The sequence below is a fragment of the Amycolatopsis nivea genome, from assembly GCF_004522235.1.
GTDB lineage: Bacteria > Actinomycetota > Actinomycetes > Mycobacteriales > Pseudonocardiaceae > Amycolatopsis > Amycolatopsis nivea.
The window spans coordinates 94,968-112,667 of record NZ_SDLT01000006.1; the positions used below are offsets into that span (position 1 = coordinate 94,968).

At 71.6% G+C, this 17,700-nt stretch carries 10 protein-coding genes; 9 read left to right on the forward strand and 1 reads right to left on the reverse strand.

Annotation, left to right across the window (positions count from 1 at the left end):
• Window positions 1-15 precede the first annotated feature (15 nt).
• Genes EIZ44_RS09080 through EIZ44_RS09120 form a run of 9 tightly spaced genes read left to right on the forward strand, consistent with a single transcriptional unit; the run spans window position 16 to window position 16,444 of the window.
• Window positions 16-237, forward strand: a complete 222-nt coding sequence (locus EIZ44_RS09080) for an MbtH family protein (protein WP_037806251.1) — start codon at window positions 16-18, stop codon at window positions 235-237.
• Complete coding sequence (locus EIZ44_RS09085; RefSeq protein WP_134728260.1) at window positions 234-533, forward strand: hypothetical protein; 300 nt, start codon at window positions 234-236, stop codon at window positions 531-533. The genes EIZ44_RS09080 and EIZ44_RS09085 overlap by 4 nt, the downstream gene beginning before the upstream one ends.
• A complete protein-coding gene (locus EIZ44_RS09090) occupies window positions 526-861 on the forward strand; it encodes a hypothetical protein (protein ID WP_037806247.1) in 336 nt (111 codons plus the stop codon). The genes EIZ44_RS09085 and EIZ44_RS09090 overlap by 8 nt, the downstream gene beginning before the upstream one ends.
• Window positions 858-1,832 carry a 2,3-diaminopropionate biosynthesis protein SbnA gene (sbnA, locus tag EIZ44_RS09095; RefSeq protein WP_205673085.1) on the forward strand — a complete coding sequence of 325 codons (975 nt, stop codon included), beginning with the start codon at window positions 858-860 and terminating at the stop codon, window positions 1,830-1,832. Before EIZ44_RS09090 ends, sbnA begins: the two co-directional genes overlap by 4 nt.
• 11 nt (window positions 1,833-1,843) lie before the next feature.
• Window positions 1,844-2,854 carry a 2,3-diaminopropionate biosynthesis protein SbnB gene (gene sbnB / locus EIZ44_RS09100; RefSeq protein ID WP_134728261.1) on the forward strand — a complete coding sequence of 337 codons (1,011 nt, stop codon included), beginning with the start codon at window positions 1,844-1,846 and terminating at the stop codon, window positions 2,852-2,854.
• Window positions 2,851-6,099, forward strand: a complete 3,249-nt coding sequence (locus EIZ44_RS09105; RefSeq protein WP_134728262.1) for a non-ribosomal peptide synthetase — start codon at window positions 2,851-2,853, stop codon at window positions 6,097-6,099. Before sbnB ends, EIZ44_RS09105 begins: the two co-directional genes overlap by 4 nt.
• A gap of 3 nt (window positions 6,100-6,102) precedes the next feature.
• Window positions 6,103-14,700, forward strand: a complete 8,598-nt coding sequence (locus EIZ44_RS09110; protein ID WP_134728263.1) for a non-ribosomal peptide synthetase — start codon at window positions 6,103-6,105, stop codon at window positions 14,698-14,700.
• Window positions 14,697-15,659, forward strand: coding sequence for an ABC transporter ATP-binding protein (locus tag EIZ44_RS09115; RefSeq protein WP_134728264.1), 963 nt, complete (start codon window positions 14,697-14,699; stop codon window positions 15,657-15,659). The genes EIZ44_RS09110 and EIZ44_RS09115 overlap by 4 nt, the downstream gene beginning before the upstream one ends.
• Complete coding sequence (locus EIZ44_RS09120; RefSeq protein WP_051728533.1) at window positions 15,656-16,444, forward strand: ABC transporter permease; 789 nt, start codon at window positions 15,656-15,658, stop codon at window positions 16,442-16,444. Before EIZ44_RS09115 ends, EIZ44_RS09120 begins: the two co-directional genes overlap by 4 nt.
• Window positions 16,445-16,688: 244 nt before the next feature.
• Here EIZ44_RS09120 and EIZ44_RS09125 read toward each other — a convergent pair whose 3' ends face one another.
• Window positions 16,689-17,687 (reverse strand): aspartyl/asparaginyl beta-hydroxylase domain-containing protein, encoded by a 999-nt coding sequence (locus tag EIZ44_RS09125; RefSeq protein ID WP_051728532.1) that lies wholly within the window; start codon window positions 17,685-17,687, stop codon window positions 16,689-16,691.
• Window positions 17,688-17,700 lie beyond the last annotated feature (13 nt).

The following is a 17,700-nucleotide window of genomic DNA, read 5'->3' on the forward strand; positions in this document are numbered from 1 at the left end:
GCCGAAGGAGGAACTGTGTTCGAGGACGACGACGAGACCACCATTTACCACGTGGTGGTCAACCACGAGGAGCAGTACTCGATCTGGCCCGCGGACCGGGAGATCCCGGCCGGCTGGCGCGACGAGGGCACCTCGGGCACCAAGAAGGAATGCTTGGCCCACGTGGACGAGGTGTGGACCGACATGCGGCCGTTGAGCCTGCGCAAGCAGATGGCCGCCGAGGCCGCGGCACAGTGAGCGCGGCCGCACTGCCCGGGTACTGCAAAGCCTTTGCGCTGGCCGACTTCCGCCGGTTCCCCGGCTGGGCCGCGGCGGCCGCGCCGGCGCAGGCCGATCTCGGGGACGACGACCTCGGCTATCTCGGCGACGACTACGCGGTGCGCGCCGATCCGGTGACCGGCGAACCGCTGCTGTTCGGCGGCGACGCCCCCGGATGGCACGAATTCTGCACCGCCGAGCTGGGTTTCGCGGTGCCCGCCGACCTCGCGGCCGCGGCTGATTCGGAAAACCAAGGAGGACAGCGCAATGGATGAACTGGTGCAGCGCCTTTCGGAGGGCACGCACCCGGTGGCCGTCGGCGGGCCGGTGGCGACGCTGGCCGAACTGCACCGCCGGGTCGACGAGCTGGGCTTCGTGTTCGTGAAGTTCACCGGGACCTCCGGCGGCACCGACCTCGGCGTCCGGCTCGACCGCGAACGCTGCGCGCTCGACGGCGCGGACTTCGCGCAGGGCACCGGCGCCGTGCACTTGGAGGGCAGCTTGGTGCTCAACGACGAACCGGTGCGCTGCGTCGCGGACATCGACCTGGCCACACTGAGCGGGACCGGCCGGCTGCTGGCGACGACCGGCGCGGACGCGTGACCGACCACGCGCTGCTCGCGCGGCTGGAGGGGATCGGCGCCGGCTTCGCGCGCACTCCGGTGGCGCGGCTCTCGCACGAGCGGCTGCGGTTGTACGCGAAGCTCGAATTCCAGAACCCGACCGGCAGCGTGAAGGACCGCTCGGCGTACCTGATCCTGCGCCGCGCGGCCGAACGGGGCGAGCTGACGTCGGCCAGCGTGGTGGTGGAGTCCTCGTCCGGGAACTTCGCGATCTCGCTGGCGTCGTTCTGCCGAGCGGCCGGCCTGTCCTTCGTGCCGGTGATCGACCCGAACACCAACCAGTCCACCGAACGGTTCCTGCGCGCGGCGTGCGAGCGGGTGGAGAAGGTGACCGAACGGGATGAAAGCGGCGGATTCCTGCTCAGCCGGCTGGCCGCGGTGCGCCGGCTGAGGGCGGGCTTGCCGGACGGGTACTGGCCCAACCAGTACGAGAACGCCGACGCCGCGGACGCGCACGAGCTGATGACCGGAGCCGAGCTGTGCGCGGCGCTGGAGCGGATCGACTACGTGTTCGTCGGGGTCGGCACCGGCGCGACGATCGCAGGCGTCGCCCGCTGCGTCAAACGACTGCGGTCGCGGGCGAAGGTGATCGCGGTGGACGCCGAGGGATCGGCGATCTTCGGCAGTCCGCCGCGCGCCCGGCACATCCCGGGGCTCGGCTCGGCGATCCGGCCGCCGATGGTGGACCGGGCCGAGATCGACGACGTGGTGCTCGTCCCGGAGACCGAAACCGTCGCCGCCTGCCACGCCCTGGTGCGCGAACACGGCATCTACGCGGGCGGGTCCACCGGCAGCGTCTACGCCGCGATCGAACGGTACTTCGCCGGGTATCGCGGTCCGGCCCCGGTGGTCGCCATGTTGTGCGCGGACCGGGGCACCGCGTACGCGGACACCGTCTACCGGCCTGGCTGGCTCGCCGAGCGCCTGCCCGAGCCGGTGCTGAGCATCTGAAAGGGATTCCCATGCCCGAGCTGGCGCCGCCCGAATTCACCGTCATCACCGGAAGCGACGCGCGCGAGCACCTCGACGCCGCGCGCCCGCAGTGCGCCGACGTGGTCCGCCGTGCCTACCTCGTCCACGCCGCGGGGGACTCGTCGCTGCCGCACAGCAGTTTCCTGCGGTTCCCGGGGCGCGCGTCCGACCGGATCATCGCGCTGCCCGGATATCTCGGCGGGGAGTTCGACGTCGCGGGGATCAAGTGGATCGCCAGCGTCCCCGGCAACAAGAACCACGGCCTGCCGCGCGCGTCGGCGGTGCTGCTGCTCAACGACCCGGCGACCGGATTCGCCTACGCCTGCATGGAATCCTCGCTGATCTCGGCGACCCGCACGGCCGGATCGGCCGTGCTCGCGGCCGAGGCGCTGACCGGCGGGCGGACCGCCCGCCGGATCGGATTCGTCGGCACCGGCCTGATCGCCGACCACGTGCGCCGGTTCGTCGCCGATCTGTCCTGGGACGTCGGCGGCTACCGGTTGTTCGACACCGACCCGGCGGCCGCGCACCGGTTCGCGGAGCGGCTGCCCGGCTCCGACGTCGTCGTCGCGGACAAGGTGTCCGGAGCCTTCGAAGACTGCGATCTCGTGGTGCTCGCCACCGTCGCGGGCAGCCCGCACCTGCACGATCCGGAGCTGCTCGCGCACCGGCCGACGGTGTTGCACCTGTCGTTGCGCGATCTGAGCGAAGACCTGGTGCTGGGCGTGCAGAATTTCACCGACGACATCGACCACGTGATGCGCGAGCGCACTTCGCTGCACCTGGCGCAGCAGCGGGTCGGGCACCGCGATTTCGTCGCAGGAACCCTCGCCGACGTGCTGAACGGCACGGTCTCCCGCGATCCGGAGCGGGCCGCGGTGTTCTCGCCATTCGGGCTGGGCGTGCTGGACCTCGCGGTCGGCTCCTGGCTCGCCGAGAGGGTGCGCGCGGCAGGCGCCGGGCAGTCCGTCGCGGGCTTCTGCCCGGAGGTCGGCTGGTGACCGGCATCGATCCGGGCGTGGAGCAGGACGTCTTCGTCCTGCCCTCGTCTTACGCGCAGCAGCGGCTGTGGTTCCTCGACCAGCTCGAACCGGGCAGCCCCGCCTACACCGTCCCGATGGCCGTGCGGCTGGCCGGCGAGCTCGACGCCCCGGCACTGCGCCAAGCGCTGCGCACCGTGGCCGGCCGGCACGAAACGCTGCGGACGACGCTGGCCGACATCGACCAGTCCGGCGTGCCGAGCCAGCTCGTGGCCCCGGCCGCCGACGTCGCGCTGCCGGCGATCGACCTGTCCGGCCTGCCCGAGGCGGACCGCGCCGAGGTCGCGGCGCGGCTGGCCGCAGCGGAAGCCACCGCACCGTTCGACCTGGCGACCGGACCGCTGCTGCGGGTCCGCCTGCTCCGTCTCGGCCGTGCCGACCACGTGCTGCTCACCACCATGCACCACGTCATCACCGACGGATGGTCGCTCGGAAACTTCGCCCGGGAGCTCGGCATCTGCTACCAGGCCGCCGTGGCGGGCAGCGAGCCGGAGCTGCCCGAGCTGCCCATCCAGTACGCGGATTACGCGGTGTGGCAACGGGAACAGCTCTCCGGCGCCGCGCTGGAACGCGAACTGGACTACTGGCGCGACCGGCTGGCCGGCGCTCCCGCGCTCCTCGACCTCCCGCTGGACCGCCCGCGCCCGCCGGTGCCTGCGTCGCGGTCCGCGCAGGTCGCCGTGCGCTGGCCGGCCGATCTGCGCGACGGCCTCGCAGCGCTCGGCCACGAGCGCGGGGCCACGCTGTTCATGGTGCTGCTGGCCGGTTTCAGCGCGGTGCTGGCCCGGCACACTGGTTCGCCGGACGTGGTCGTCGGCACCCCGGTCGCCGGTCGCGGCCGTCCGGAGCTCGACGGCATGATCGGCCTGCTGGTCAACACTCTGGCGCTGCGCACGGACGTCTCCGGCGACCCGGGTTTCGCCAGCCTGCTCGATCAGGTGCGGGAGAGCTGCCTCGACGCCTACAGCCACCAGGACCTGCCGTTCGAGCGACTGGTCGAGGCGTTGCGGCCGGAGCGGGACTCTCGGCACAACCCGGTGGTACAGGTGCTTTTCGCGCTGCAGAACACTCCGGCGGCGGACCGGGACTGGCCCGGGCTGCGGTCGGTGCTGTTCCGGCGGGAGCACCGCGGAGGCACGTCGAAGTTCGACCTCAGCCTGTTCGTCACCGAGATCGGTGCGGACGGCCTCGACGTCGTGATCGAATACGACGGAATGTTGTTCGAGCACGCGACGGTCGAACGCCTCACCGGACATCTCCGCACGCTGCTGGAGGCGGCCGTCGCGGATCCCGTCGCGCCGGTGAGCACGCTTCCGATGCTGAGCGCGGCCGAGTTGGACGAAGCGGCGCGGTTGGCCGACGGCGGCCCGGCGGGCAGCCGGACGCCCGTACCCGAGCGGTTCCGCGCCCAGGCGGCCCGCACTCCGGACGCGATCGCCGTGCGGTGCGGGGAAACCGCCGTGACCTACCGGGAATTGGACGAGCGCGCCAACCAGCTGGCCGGGCATTTGCGCGGCCTGGGCGTGCGAGCCGAAACCCCGGTGGCGGTCTGTCTCGACCGCACGCCGGAGCTGGTGATCGCGCTGCTGGCGGTGCTCAAAGCAGGCGGCGGCTACCTGCCGCTGGATCCGGCGTATCCGGCGGAGCGGCTGAACGCGATGCTCTCCGACAGCGGCGCCGAGATCGTCGTGACCCGTGATGCGCTGGCGGGTCGGTGGACCGGCAACGGAATGCGCACGGTCTCAGTCGACGGCGACGCGACGGCTATCGCGGCACAGCCGGCGGACCGTCCGGACGACGCGGTCTCGGGCGCGCAAACCGCATACGTCCTCTATACGTCCGGATCGACCGGCAAGCCGAAGGGCGTGCAGATCAGCCATGCCAACGTAGCGGCGCTGGTGGACTGGGCGAGTTCCGCGTTCCCGCTCGACGGATCGGACGGAATGCTGGCCGCCACGTCGGTGTGTTTCGACCTGTCGGTGTTCGAGATCTTCTTGCCGCTGACCCTCGGCGCGCGCGTCGTGCTCGTCGACAGTGCGCTGGCCATGCTGGACACGCCGCTGCCGGACATCACGCTGGTGAACACCGTGCCGTCTGTGCTCGCGGAAGTGTTGCGGGACGGGGGACTGCCGCGCGGCGCGCGCACGGTCTGCCTTGCCGGAGAACCGCTGCCGGGGTCGCTCGTCGACGCCGCGCACCAGCAGGCGGCCGTCGCAGCGGTGCACAACCTCTACGGGCCCAGCGAGGCCACCACGTACTCGACCGCGGCGCTCGTGCCGGCCGATGCCGAACTGCCGCCGCCGGTCGGGACACCGATCGCCGGAACCCGCGCGTATGTGCTGGACCAGTGGTTGCGGCCGGTGCCGCGGGGCGTCGCCGGGGAGCTGTACCTCGGCGGTGCCGGGGTAGCCCGCGGCTACTTCCGCCGGCCCGGGCTGACCGCGGACCGGTTCGTGCCCGATCCCTTCTCCGCCGAGCCAGGGGATCGGCTGTACCGGACCGGCGATCTCGCCCGGTGGCGCGGCGACGGCGAGCTTTCCTTCCTCGGCCGGCGCGACCACCAGGTCAAGCTGCGCGGGTTTCGGATCGAGCCCGGCGAGGTCGAGGCGGTGCTGCGCGCCCATCCCGCGGTGGCCGAAGCTGCCGTGCTGGTCCGCGAGGACGCTCCCGGCGACCGCCGGCTGGTCGCGTATGCGGTGCCCGGCGGCCCGGTGGCCGAAACCGAGCTGCGGGCGCACTGCGCCGACCGGCTGCCCGCCTTCATGGTGCCTGCCGCGGTCCAGCTGCTCGACCGGTTTCCCTTGAACCCCAACGGGAAACTCGATCGCGGTGCCCTGCCGGCTCCGGCGGGGCGGGACGAAGCGGCAGCCGAAGCGCAGCCGCCCGCCGACGCCGTCGAGGCGGCGGTTGTCCGGGTGTGGGAGGACGTGCTCGGCGTCGCGCCGATCGGGGCGCAGGACAACTTCTTCGCGCTCGGCGGCCATTCGCTGCTCGCGACGCAGGTCGCGGCCCGGCTGCGCGCGGACTTCGCGGTGGACCTGCCGTTGCGTGCTCTGTTCGACGCGCCGACTCCTGCCCGTCTGGCGCGCGCTCTCGCAGCGGCCGAGCCCGCGGCGGGACACGTCGCCGCGGTCGCCGAACTCCGCGGCCAGATCGACGCGCTGTCGCTCGAGGAGATCCTCGCGCAGCTGGAAGACGGCGAGTAGCCGATGACCGACCAGCACGTTCCCGACGCCCGGGCCGCGGAGGCCAAGCAGCGGCTGCTGGCGCGGCTGCTGCGCGAGCGGGGCATCGCGCTGCCCGACCCGGACCGGATCGTCCCGGCCGGCCGCACCGACGATCTGCCGCTCTCGTTCGCGCAGCAGCGGATGTGGTTCCTGGACCAGGTCGAGCCCGGACAGTCCACTTACCACATCGCGATGAGCGCCCGGATCGACGGACCGCTGCGGGCCGGCTCGCTGCGAGCGGGCCTGGAGTCCGTCCTCGCCCGGCACGACGCCCTGCGGTCGGCGTTCCACAGCAGAGAAGGCCTGGTGCGCCAGTCGGTCCGGCCTGCCGTGCCGACACCGATGTCGGCGGTGGACCTCTCCGGGCTGCCTTCGGCGGAGGCCGAGCGGGTGCTGCCCGGCCTGGCTGCCCGGGCCGCGCAGGCGCCGTTCGACCTGACCCGTCCGCCGCTGCTGCGGCTGACCCTTTTCCGGGTCTCCGCCCGCGACCATGTGATGGTGCTGGCGACCCACCACATCGTCAGCGACGGCTGGTCTCTCGGCGTGCTGGTGCGCGAACTGGGCGAGGTGTACCTGGCGCGCGCCGAGGGCCGTCCGCCCGCGCTCGCGGCGCTGCCGGTGCAATACCAGGATTACGCGGCCTGGCAACGGGACCGGCTGGCAGGCGACTGGATCGAAGGCGAGGTCGCCTGGTGGCGCGAAGAACTCGCCGGCGCGCCGGATCTCGCCGATCTGCCCGCGGACTTCCCTCGGCCCCCGGTGCAGAGCTTCCGCGGCGCGACAGTCGCGTTCACCTGGCCCGGCGAGCTGGTCGAGCGGCTGCACGCACTTGCCCGCAGCCAGGACGCGACGCTCTTCATGGTGCTGCTGGCCGGTTTCTCGGCGGCGCTGGCGCGCTACACGCGGCAAGACGACGTGGTGGTCGGCACCCCGGTGGCAGGCCGCACGCGGTCCGAACTGGCCGGGTTGATCGGATTGTTCGTCAACACGCTCGCACTGCGCACCCGGTGCGACGACTCCGCGGATTTCCGATCGCTGCTCGCTCGGGTGCGGCGTACGTGCCTCGACGCGTTTTCCCACCAGGACCTGCCTTTTGAACGCCTGGTCGAGGCGTTGCGTCCGGACCGTTCGCTCAGCTACAGCCCGCTGGTGCAGGTGTTCTTCGACGTGCAGAACACGCCCGGAGGAGAGGTCGAGTGGCCGGGGCTGCGGCTTCGTCCCTTCGCCGGCGGGGAGGCGTTGCTCGGCACCACCGCGAAATTCGACCTCAGCATGTCGTTGCGCGAGACGCCGGACGGCCTCGAAGGCACGCTGGAGTACAACACCGATCTGTTCGCCGCCGGCACCGTGCAGCGGATGGCCGAGCATTGCCGGAACTTGCTGTCCGAGGCAGTCGCCCGCCCCGCGGAGCCGATGCGGAGCCTGTCGATGCTGGCCCCGGGCGAGCGGACGCGCGCCCTCGCCGCGGCGCGTCCGGACCGGCCCGTCCGACCTGGACGGTCGCTGCACGAACTCGTCGAGCAGCACGCCGCACTTCGCCCGGACGCCGTCGCGGTGACCGGCGACGGCCGGACTCTGACCTACGCCGCGCTCAACGCCGCGGCGAACCGGCTGGCGCGTGCGTTGCGCGAGCGTGGGGCCGGGCCGGAAACCCGGGTCGGCGTGCTGCTGCGCCGGTCCCCGGACCTGATCGTCGCGGTGCTCGCCGTGCTCAAGGCCGGCGCCGCGTACGTCCCGGTGGATCCGGACCACCCGCGGGAACGGCAGGCGATGCTGCTCTCCGACGCGGGCGCGGACTTGCTGATCGCCGAGGAAGCGCTGAGTGACTTCCCGCTGGTCCGGCCGCGAGCACCCGAGCACTCCGCCGGTAACCTGCCGGGCCGCGCGAAGCCGGGCAATCTTGCGTACGTGGTTTATACCTCCGGCTCGACCGGGCGCCCGAAGGGCGTGCAGGTGACCCATCGAAATCTCGCTTCCGCCATCGAGGCTTGGCACGCTGCCTATGACCTCGTCCCGGACGACCGTCACCTGCAAATGGCCAGCGCCGCCTTCGACGTCTTCACCGGCGATGTGGCCCGCGCGCTCGGCTCGGGTGCGACCCTCGTGCTCTGCCCGCGGGATCTGCTGCTGGAGCCGGCTTCGCTCGCCGAGTCGACGGACGCGCACGGCATCACCTGCGCGGAATTCGTCCCCGTCGTGCTCCGGCACGTCGCCGCCGCCCTGCGCGGCCGACGGCTCGGCGCCCTGCGGTTGCTGATCTCCGGCGCGGACGCGTGGCCTGCGCAGGAGTACGCGCGTGCGCGGGAGATCGTCGGACCGGGCGGCCGGGTGGTGAATTCCTACGGGGTCACCGAAGCGACCATCGACAACACCTGGTTCGAGTCGGACTCCGGGCCGGAAGGCGCGCTCACCCCGATCGGCGGTCCGCTCGGGCACAGCCGGACGCACGTGCTGGACCGCCACGGCAACCCGGTTCCGCCGGGGGTGCCGGGGGAACTGTTCCTCGGCGGCGACGCAGTGGCTCGCGGCTACCTCGGCCGGCCAGGCCTCACCGCCGCCCGGTTCGTCCCGGACCCGTTCGGCGAGCCCGGCACCCGGTTCTACCGCACTGGCGATCTCGTGCGCCGGAACGCCCGCGGCGACCTCGAATTCCTCGGCCGGGCCGACCATCAGGTCAAGATCCGCGGGCACCGGGTCGAACCCGGCGAGGTCGAGGCGGTGCTCGATGCCCACCCAGCGGTTTCCGGCTCCGTCGTCGTCGCGCGCGCCGAGTCAGGGGCCGACGCCCGGCTGGTCGGCTACGTCGTGGCCGCACCCGGTGCCGAACGCGGCGGTCTCGCGGAGACACTGAGGGCACACGCGGCGCAGAGCCTGCCGCCCTATCTCGTGCCTTCGGCAATTGTGCTGCTGGACCGGATGCCGTTGAGCGCCAACGGAAAGGTGGATCGCCAGGCGTTGCCCGCACCGCCCGCTCCCGAGTCCGCCCCGGTGCGCACCGCTCCGGCGACGCCTGCCGAGCAGGCGGTCGCGCAGGCGTGGGCCGAGGTGCTCGGCCTCGACACGGTCGGCGCGGAGGACAACTTCTTCTCCCTCGGCGGCGACTCGATCGTGAGCCTGCAGGTGGTCGCCCGGATCCGCGCCGCGGGCTGGGCCGTGACACCGAAGCAGGTGTTCGAACATCAGACGGTGCGGGCGCTCGCCTCCGCCGCACGGGAGATCGCGGAGACCGATGTCCAGCAGGCAGAACAGGGTGTGGTGACCGGCCCGGTGCCGCTGACGCCGATCCAGCTCGCCATGCTGACCGAGCAGCGCCCGCCGGTGCCGGACCACTACAACCAGGCCGTTCTGCTGCGGGCGCGCCGCCCGGCGCCGCCGTCGGCCGTGGAAGCGGCGCTGCGCGAACTGTTGCGGCACCACGACGCCCTGCGGCTGCGCGTCGAGCGGGCCGGCTCGGGCTGGCGGCAGGAACAGGCCGGGCTCTCCGGGATCCCGGAGCGGATTCTGACTGTGGAGGACCTTCGCGCGGTTCCGGAAGCCGACCGGCCTGCCCGGATCGCGGCATCGGCGGAACGCGCGCAAACCAGCCTCGACCTCGCGGCCGGCCGGCTGGTCGCCGCGGTCTATTTCGACCTCGGACCGGACGACTGCCGCCTGCTGGTGGTGGTGCACCACGTCGCGGTGGACGGTGTGTCCTGGCGCATCCTGCTCGAAGACCTCGAAGCGGTGATGGCGCGGGGTGCGTCCGCGCTGCCGCCGAAAACGACCTCGTTCCGCGAGTGGGCACACCACCTGCGCCGCCGCGCGCGGAGCTCGGAGATACGCGGGGAAGCGGACTACTGGGCCGGACTCGCCGGCACCGCGGCGATTCCGCTCGACCTGCCGTCCGCCGAACCGCCCACTGTGTCCACAGTGGACGTTGTGCGCACGAGGTTCGGCGCCGACGAGACGGCCGCCCTGCTGCGCGAGGTGCCGCAGGCGTATCGGACCCGGGTCAATGACGTCCTGCTCGCCGCGCTGGGACAGGCGCTCGGCGAGTGGCTCGACTCGTCGCGGGTGCTCGTCGAGCTGGAAAGCCACGGCCGCGACGCCGCGCCCGACGACCTCGACCTGTCGCGCACGGTGGGCTGGTTCACCAGCTTCCACCCGGTGCTGCTCGAGCTGGGTTCGGACGACGATCCGGGCGCGCTCCTGAAGCGGGTCAAAGAAGCGCAGCGCGCGGTGCCGCGCGGCGGCATCGGCTACGGGCTGCTGCGCTACCTCGGCGGCGCGCCGGAGCTCCGCGCCGCGCACCGCCCGCAGGTCGCGTTCAACTACCTGGGCCAGTTCGACAGCTCCTTCCAGCCCGGCTCATGGTGGGAGCCCGCGCCGGAACCGGCCGGGCGGATGCACGACCCGAACGAGCCGAGGGAGAACCTGCTCGACGTCACGGCCGCGGTCAGCGGCGGACAGCTCGAAGTCGCCTGGGGCTACAGCACCACCGTGCACCGCCCGGAAACGATCGAAGCGCTCGCCGCCTCCTTCGCCGACCGCCTGCGCGCCCTCGTCGCACACTGCTGTGCGCCGGGGACCGGCGGCTGGACGCCGTCCGATTTCCCGCTGTCCGCTTTGGACCAGGAAGCACTCGACCGGGTGCTGGCCGGCATGGACGGCGTCGCGGACGTCTACCCGCTGACCCCGATGCAGGAAGGCATGGTCTTCCACAGCGAACAGGGCGGCGGGCTTTACGTCGAACAGTTCACCTGCCGCCTCGAAGGCCCGTTGGACCCGGCAGCGCTGCGTGCGGCGTGGGAAGCGGTCGTGCAGCGGCACCCGGTGCTGCGCACTTCCGTGCACTGGCCGGGTCTGCCCGCTCCGGTGCAAGTGGTGCACGACTCGGTCTGTCCGGAATGGACGGAGCTGGACTGGCGCGACACGCTCTCCTCCGAGCACCAACGCCGGCTCGACCAGTTCCTGGCGGACGACCGCGCACGCGGGTTCGCGCTGGACCGCCCGCCGTTGTTGCGCTTCGTGCTGATCCGTCTCGCTGCCGACGACCACCGGTTCGTCTTCAGCCATCATCACCTGTTGCTGGACGGCTGGTCCTTCCCGAGAGTCACCGGCGAGGCATTCCAGAGGTACGAGGCCGCGGTCCGCGGCGTGCCGGCGGAACTCGCGCCCGCGCGGCCGTTCCGCGATTATCTGAGCTGGCTCGGCGAGCAGGATCCGGCGCGAGCGGAGTCGTACTGGCGCGAGCTGATGGCCGGCTACCGGCCGCCGGTCGAGACCGGCCGCGAGAACGGCGGGGAACCGGGTTGCCAGGAAGCCGAGCTCCCGGCGAGTTCGACCAGCAAGCTCGCCGAACTCGCGAAGCGTTGCCACGTCACGCTCAACACCGTGGTGCAAGCGGCGTGGGCAGTGCTCACCGCGCTTCGGCTCGGCTCCGACGACGTGGTGTTCGGCATGACGGTCTCCGGGCGTCCGCCGGAATTGCCCGGCGCGGACGACATCGTGGGCCTGCTGATCAACACCGTGCCGGTCCGGGCGGTCCTCCGGAGCGGGCAGCCGGTCGGCGAGTGGCTTTCCGAGGTCCAGCGGCAGCTCACCGAATCGCGCCAGCACGAGCACACGCCGCTGGCCCGCATCCACGCTCTCAGCGAGGCGCCGCGGGACCGTGCGTTGTTCGACAGCGCGGTCGTGTTCGAGAACTATCCCGCGTCTCGCACCGGCAGCGATGACGAGACCGGTCTGCGCGTCCGTGACGTGCGGACCGACGCGCAGACCAACTATCCGCTGACTCTCGCCGCAGCACCGGGCGAGGAACTGCGACTGCAGCTGTGGCACGAGCGAGGGCGCTTCGACGGCGACGCGGCACGAACGCTGCTGGACCGGCTTGTCCGGATTCTCGACGGCATGGCCGAGGCGCCCGATGCGCCGGTGGAGAACCTGATGGCGCTCCCGGCCGACCAGCGCCGGATCCTCCTGGAACAGTGGGGCCGGACGCCGGGCAGGCCGCCTGCCGGCCAGTGCGTGCACGAGCTGTTCGCCGGCCAAGCGGCCCGCACCCCGGACGCGCCCGCCCTGCGGCACCGGGGCGGAACGGTCACCTACCGGGAGCTGGACGAACGGGCGAACCGCCTGGCGCACTGGCTGCGGGCGGCCGGGGTCGGCCCCGAAGACCGGGTCGCCCTGCTCCAGCAACGCGGAGTGGAGCTGATCGTTTCGACGCTGGCGGTGCTCAAGGCCGGCGGCGCGTACGTTCCGCTGGACGCCCGCAGTCCCGACGACCGGCTGGCCGCGATGGTCCGGCGCTGTGCGGTGAAAGCCGTCCTCACCGACCGGGCCTCGGCGGCCCGGAACGTCGCCGGATCCGCCGCGGTGCGCGTGGTCGACACGGCAGCGGAGCGGACCGATTTCCCCGTGGCCGCACCGGATCTTCCGGTGCACCCGGCCGGCCTCGCCTATGTGATGCACACGTCCGGTTCCACGGGCGCGCCGAAGGGCGTCGCCGTCACGCACGCGGACGTCGTGGCTCTGGCCGCCGACTCGTCCTGGGCCGATGGCCATCGGCGGGTCCTTTTCCACTCGCCGCACGCATTCGACGCGGTCACCTACGAGGTCTGGGCGCCGCTGCTGTCCGGCGGCGAAGTAGTCGTCGCACCGGCCGGCGACCTCACCATCGACGACCTGGGCGAACTCGTCGCCGAGCACCAGATGACCGCGGCTTTCCTGACCTCCGGGCTGTTCCGCGTGCTTGCCGACGCCGCACCGTCCGCGCTGGCCGGTCTTCGCGAACTGTGGACCGGCGGCGACGCGGTGCCCGCCGACGCCGTGCGCCGCGTGCTGGCCGCATGCCCCGGCCTCGCGGTGACGGACGTCTACGGGCCGACCGAAACCACGACCTTCGCCACTCGGTTCCGGATGACCGACAGCGAGACCGTGCCGTCGCCGGTCCCGATCGGCCGTCCGCTGGACGGCATGGCCGTGCGAGTTCTCGACGCGCGGCTGCGCCTGGCGCCGCCCGGCTCGGTCGGCGAATTGTTCGTCGCCGGCGCGGGGGTGGCCCGCGGCTACCTCGGCCAGTCCGGCATGACCGCCGACCGGTTCCTGCCGGACCCGTTCGGCGAACCGGGCTCTCGCATGTACCGGACCGGCGACCTGGTGCGTTGGACCGCAGGCGGCGTGCTGGACTTCGTCGGCCGGACGGACGACCAGGTCAAGATCCGCGGCTTCCGGGTCGAGGTCGGCGAAATCGAAGCGGTGCTGCGCGCGCACCCCTCGGTCCGGGAGGCGATCGTCGTCGCGCACCGGGACGAAGGGGCAGGCTGGCGCCTCGTCGCGTACGTCGTGGGCGACAGCGATGCGGGCGACTTGGGCGCGCACTGCCGCTCGGCGCTGCCGGACTACCTGGTCCCCTCGGCAGTGCTGACCCTGGGCGAACTTCCGTTGACTCGCAACGGAAAAATCGACCGGGACGCGCTGCCCGCGCCGGTCGGTCCGACGCTCGCGGCGGAGTACGTCCCGCCGCAAACCCCTGTGCAGGCAGTGATCGCCGCGGTCTGGCAGGACGTGCTGGGAGTCCCGCGCATCGGCGCGCACGACAACTTCTTCGACGCGGGCGGGCATTCCATGGTCGCGCTGCGGCTGGTGGGGGAGTTGCGCCGGATTCTCGGCCGCGCAGTGTCGCTGGCCGACCTGTACGGCAACCCGACGCCCGCGGAACTCGCCGAGGCACTGGAGCAGCCGCGCGAGGGCTGGCCGCGCTCGATTATCACGTTGCGCGCCGGAACCGCCGAGCCACCGCTGTTCTGCATGCACCCGAAGAACGGCACCGTCTTCTGCTTCACCTCGCTGGCCCGCGTACTGCCCGGGGAAGGCCCGGTCTACGGCGTGCAAGCGCACTCCCTCGAACTGGCGCGCGCACCGCACGAATCGATCGAGGAGATGGCTGCCGCGTATGTGGCGGACATCCGGAAGGTGCAGCCGGAGGGCGCGTATCACCTGTGCGGATACTCGCTCGGCGGCCTGATCGCGTACGAGATGGCCCGGCAATTGCGCGCGGCCGGGCACGAGGTGGCACGTCTGGTTCTGCTCGACAGCAGTCCCGACCTCGGGCCGGACTTCCCGTCGCTCGCCGAATTCGAGGCGATGGACGACGTGCGATTCCTCGCAAGCGAGTTCGCCGAACACCTGCCAGTGACCGAAGCGCGGTTGCGCGCGCTGCCCGAGGACGAACGGCTGCCGCACGTGGTCGCGCTGGCCGACGAAGCGGGTTTGCTGGCCGAGCACATGGACCTGCGCACGATGCGCCAGTACGTGGACATCGCCCGCGCGCACACGCGAGCTGCGCTGGCCTACCGTCCGCGACCCCACGCCGGAGCGGCGTTGCTGCTGCGCTGCGCCGACCCGGACGAACCGCCGGACAGCGATCCGGCGTGGGGCTGGGGCGAGCTGGCCCGCGGCGGCCTCGAGGTCCGGCTGGTGCCGGGCAGCCATCTGACCATGCTCGACCCGCCGCACGTCGCGGCACTGGCCGAGCACCTGCGCACTCCGCCGGCCGGCGGACGGCCCCCCAGCGAGAACGGACAGGCGATGCGGACATGACTTCCGAGAGCGGCAAGGCCGTCGAGGTGACCGGGCTGACCAAGGTCTACCGCGCCGGATCGGGAACGCGCCGGGTGGTCGACGGTCTGCACCTGGCCATCGAGCACGGCCAGGTGCTCGGCCTGCTCGGCGTGAACGGGGCGGGCAAGACGACCACCATCAAGATGATCTGCGGACTGGTCACCCCCACCTCGGGCGAATTGCGCGTCAACGGCTGCGACGTGCGCCGCTCGCGGCGGCGCGCGATGGCGCAGATCGGTGCGGTGCTGGAAGGCACCCGCAACATCTACTGGCAGCTCTCGGCATGGGAGAACCTTCGGTACTTCGCCCGGCTCAAGGGTTCCCGGGGCACCGCCTGGCGGGAGCGAGCCGAGCAGCTGCTGCGCGACCTGGAGCTGTGGGAGCGCAGGCACGAGCCGGTCACCCGGTTTTCCCGCGGCATGCAGCAAAAAGTGGCGATCGCCTGCGCGCTGATCGGCGACCCGCCGGTGATCCTGCTCGACGAGCCGACGCTCGGACTGGACGCGCAGGCCTCGCGCACCGTGCGGCTCTGGGTGGACCGGCTGGCCCGCGAGGAGGGCCGCACCGTGCTGCTCACCTCGCACCAGCTGGAGGTCGTCCAGGACCTGTGCGACCGGGTGGCGGTGATCCACCAGGGCCGGATGCTGATCGACAAGCCGGTGAAGGAACTGCTGGCGCTGTTCGGCAAGGACAGCTACGAAATCCGGCTGGGCGGGCATCTCGACGCCCGCGAACCGGCCTGGCGGGACCTGGAGGTCACCGCGCGGGACGGCGAGATCACCCTCTCCGGCGAGATCAACGACCAGGAGGAACTACACGAACTCCTGGCGCACGCGCGCAGCCGGTCGCTGACCGTGCTCGGGATCAATCGCCTCGAGCCGACACTGGAGGAAGTCTTCTTGCGAGTGGTCCAGGACGAGCAGGAGCTGCGACGATGAGCGCGGCGGTGCACGTGGTGCTGGCCGAGGCGCGCAAAGGCCTGCGCGTCAACTGGTACTACAAGTTCAACATGGTGATGCAACTCGTCACGCTCACTGCGATCTTCCTTTTCCTGGTGTTCTTCCTCGGCCACGGTTCCATGGACCCCGGGCAGCTCACCTCGGCACTGCTGGGCTACGTGGTGTGGTTCTACGCCGTCAACATGGTCAGCTGGGTGGGCATCGATCTGGTCAGCGAGGCGCAGACCGGCACGCTGGAACAGATGTGCATGTCGGTGAGCCAGCCCGAACTGCTGCTGGTCGGCAGGGCGGTCGCGGCGCTGGTCACCACCACCGGACTGGTCGCCGTGCTCGACCTGGTGCTGCTCGCGAGTTTCGGCGTGTCCGTCCCGGTGTCCGGCGGCGGCTTGCTGATGCTCGCCCTGACCTTGACCGGCCTGTTCGGCTTCGGCCTGATGATCGGCGGTGCGATGCTGGTCTTCAAGCACGTCGGGGCGCTCGCGAACCTGATGATCAACATGATCATCTTCACCAACGGCACGCTGCTGCCGGTGGACGAGTTCCCGCGCTGGCTCACCACGATCGCCAACAGCCTGCCCAGCACGCAAGGGGTCACCATGCTCCGCGAATCGGTGCTGCAGGGCCGGTCGCTGGCCGCGATGTGGTCCGACGGCGGGCTGCCCGGGCTGCTCCTGAACACCGGGATCTACCTCGGGCTCGGCGTGCTGGTGTTCGAGGTGGGCATCCGCAGGGCACGGGTGCGCGGGTCGCTCGGCCAGTACTGAGCGGAGCTGCCGAACGGCGCCGCAGGGGCCGGAGCGGAACCGTTCGCCGCCCCGCCCTGCGCGGCTCCGCATCCCGTCTCGGTGCGCAGTGATCCGGCAAGGTCCCTTGCGGCAACACGGTTCCCGCGAGGGACCTTGCCGGTTTCCCAGTCCTGCCAGAGCATTTCGCGGATCTCATGCCGGAGCAGGAGCCGCGAAAAGTGCGCCGCACCCACCGGTGCGGCGCACGTGCGGTTTCGCCGGTTCAGCTCGCCAGCGCGGGCTGCTCCCGGACCGCCTCGATCACCTGGTTGCCGCGCCGGTAGCGGAACACGATCCGCGGCGCTGGGCCGGCCGGGTCCAGCACCATGCTCTGTTCGTGCGTCCAGCACAGCGGGCGGAACTCGCGGTCCCCGATGTGGGCGAGCGCGGTCTCGTGCTCGCCCAGCCGCAGGACGAGCCGGTCGTCCTGTACTCGCAGTTCTGCTTCGGCGTCCTCGCCGGAATCCCATTCTTCCGCGGTGGGCAGTTCCGGATGCGGTTTCAGGAAAGCCGCCGGCATCCGGATCGTTCCGTGCACGCTGCGCAGCTGACCCGGCAGCGCGCGTTCCTCCCGGAAGAACAGCACCTCGTCCTCGGCGATCTGCGCGCGTACGTCCGGCGGGAAGAGGTCGAAAAGCCCGGGCGCGACATAACAGTCGATGATCAGGTGGACACGCGCCGCGGAACCGCGATTGTAGAGCGAATGCGGAAGCCCGAAATTCGCGTACCAGAATTCGCTCGGCTTCCACCGCTGGTCAGCGCCGTTGATCGTCAGCACCGCGTCGTCGCTGGTTTCCACCGGAATGTGCAGTCGCACCCATCCGACCGGCAGGCCGTACGGGCTGTCAGTGTGTTCTTGCACTTCCGCGCCTGCCGCCAGCGAACTGAACCGCACGCCGCGGATCGGCACGTCCATGCTGTCGAGGATTTCCCGCACGTACGGGGTCAGTTCCAGGTAGGAGGTGTCGGCGAAGTCCTCCAGTCCGCCCGCGTTGCGGCCGATTTTCTCCAGGTCGCCGCCAGGGCAGCGCAGCACCAGGACATCCCAGCCGGTCTGCTCGCCCTCCGCCGGCTCCGCGTCCGCGGCGGCCGGGTTGGCATGGATGAGGAAGTGCTTCTCCACCGCGGCCAAGTCCGCGCGCAGCCGCTCCGGCTCGATGACGGGCAGCAGCTTGACCGCATCCGGCGGGCCTGCTGGCCGGGTTGCCGTGGACGTTCCCATGTGCTCGCCTTTC

Bases quoted from the DNA above. Each gene is read 5' to 3' on its own strand.
- EIZ44_RS09090 (WP_037806247.1), top strand. From the start codon at position 526: ATGGATGAACTGGTGCAGCGCCTTTCGGAGGGCACGCACCCGGTGGCC.
- sbnB (WP_134728261.1), top strand. From the start codon at position 1,844: ATGCCCGAGCTGGCGCCGCCCGAATTCACCGTCATCACCGGAAGCGAC.
- EIZ44_RS09110 (WP_134728263.1), top strand. From the start codon at position 6,103: ATGACCGACCAGCACGTTCCCGACGCCCGGGCCGCGGAGGCCAAGCAG.
- EIZ44_RS09115 (WP_134728264.1), top strand. From the start codon at position 14,697: ATGACTTCCGAGAGCGGCAAGGCCGTCGAGGTGACCGGGCTGACCAAG.
- EIZ44_RS09120 (WP_051728533.1), top strand. From the start codon at position 15,656: ATGAGCGCGGCGGTGCACGTGGTGCTGGCCGAGGCGCGCAAAGGCCTG.
- EIZ44_RS09125 (WP_051728532.1), bottom strand. From the start codon at position 17,687: ATGGGAACGTCCACGGCAACCCGGCCAGCAGGCCCGCCGGATGCGGTC.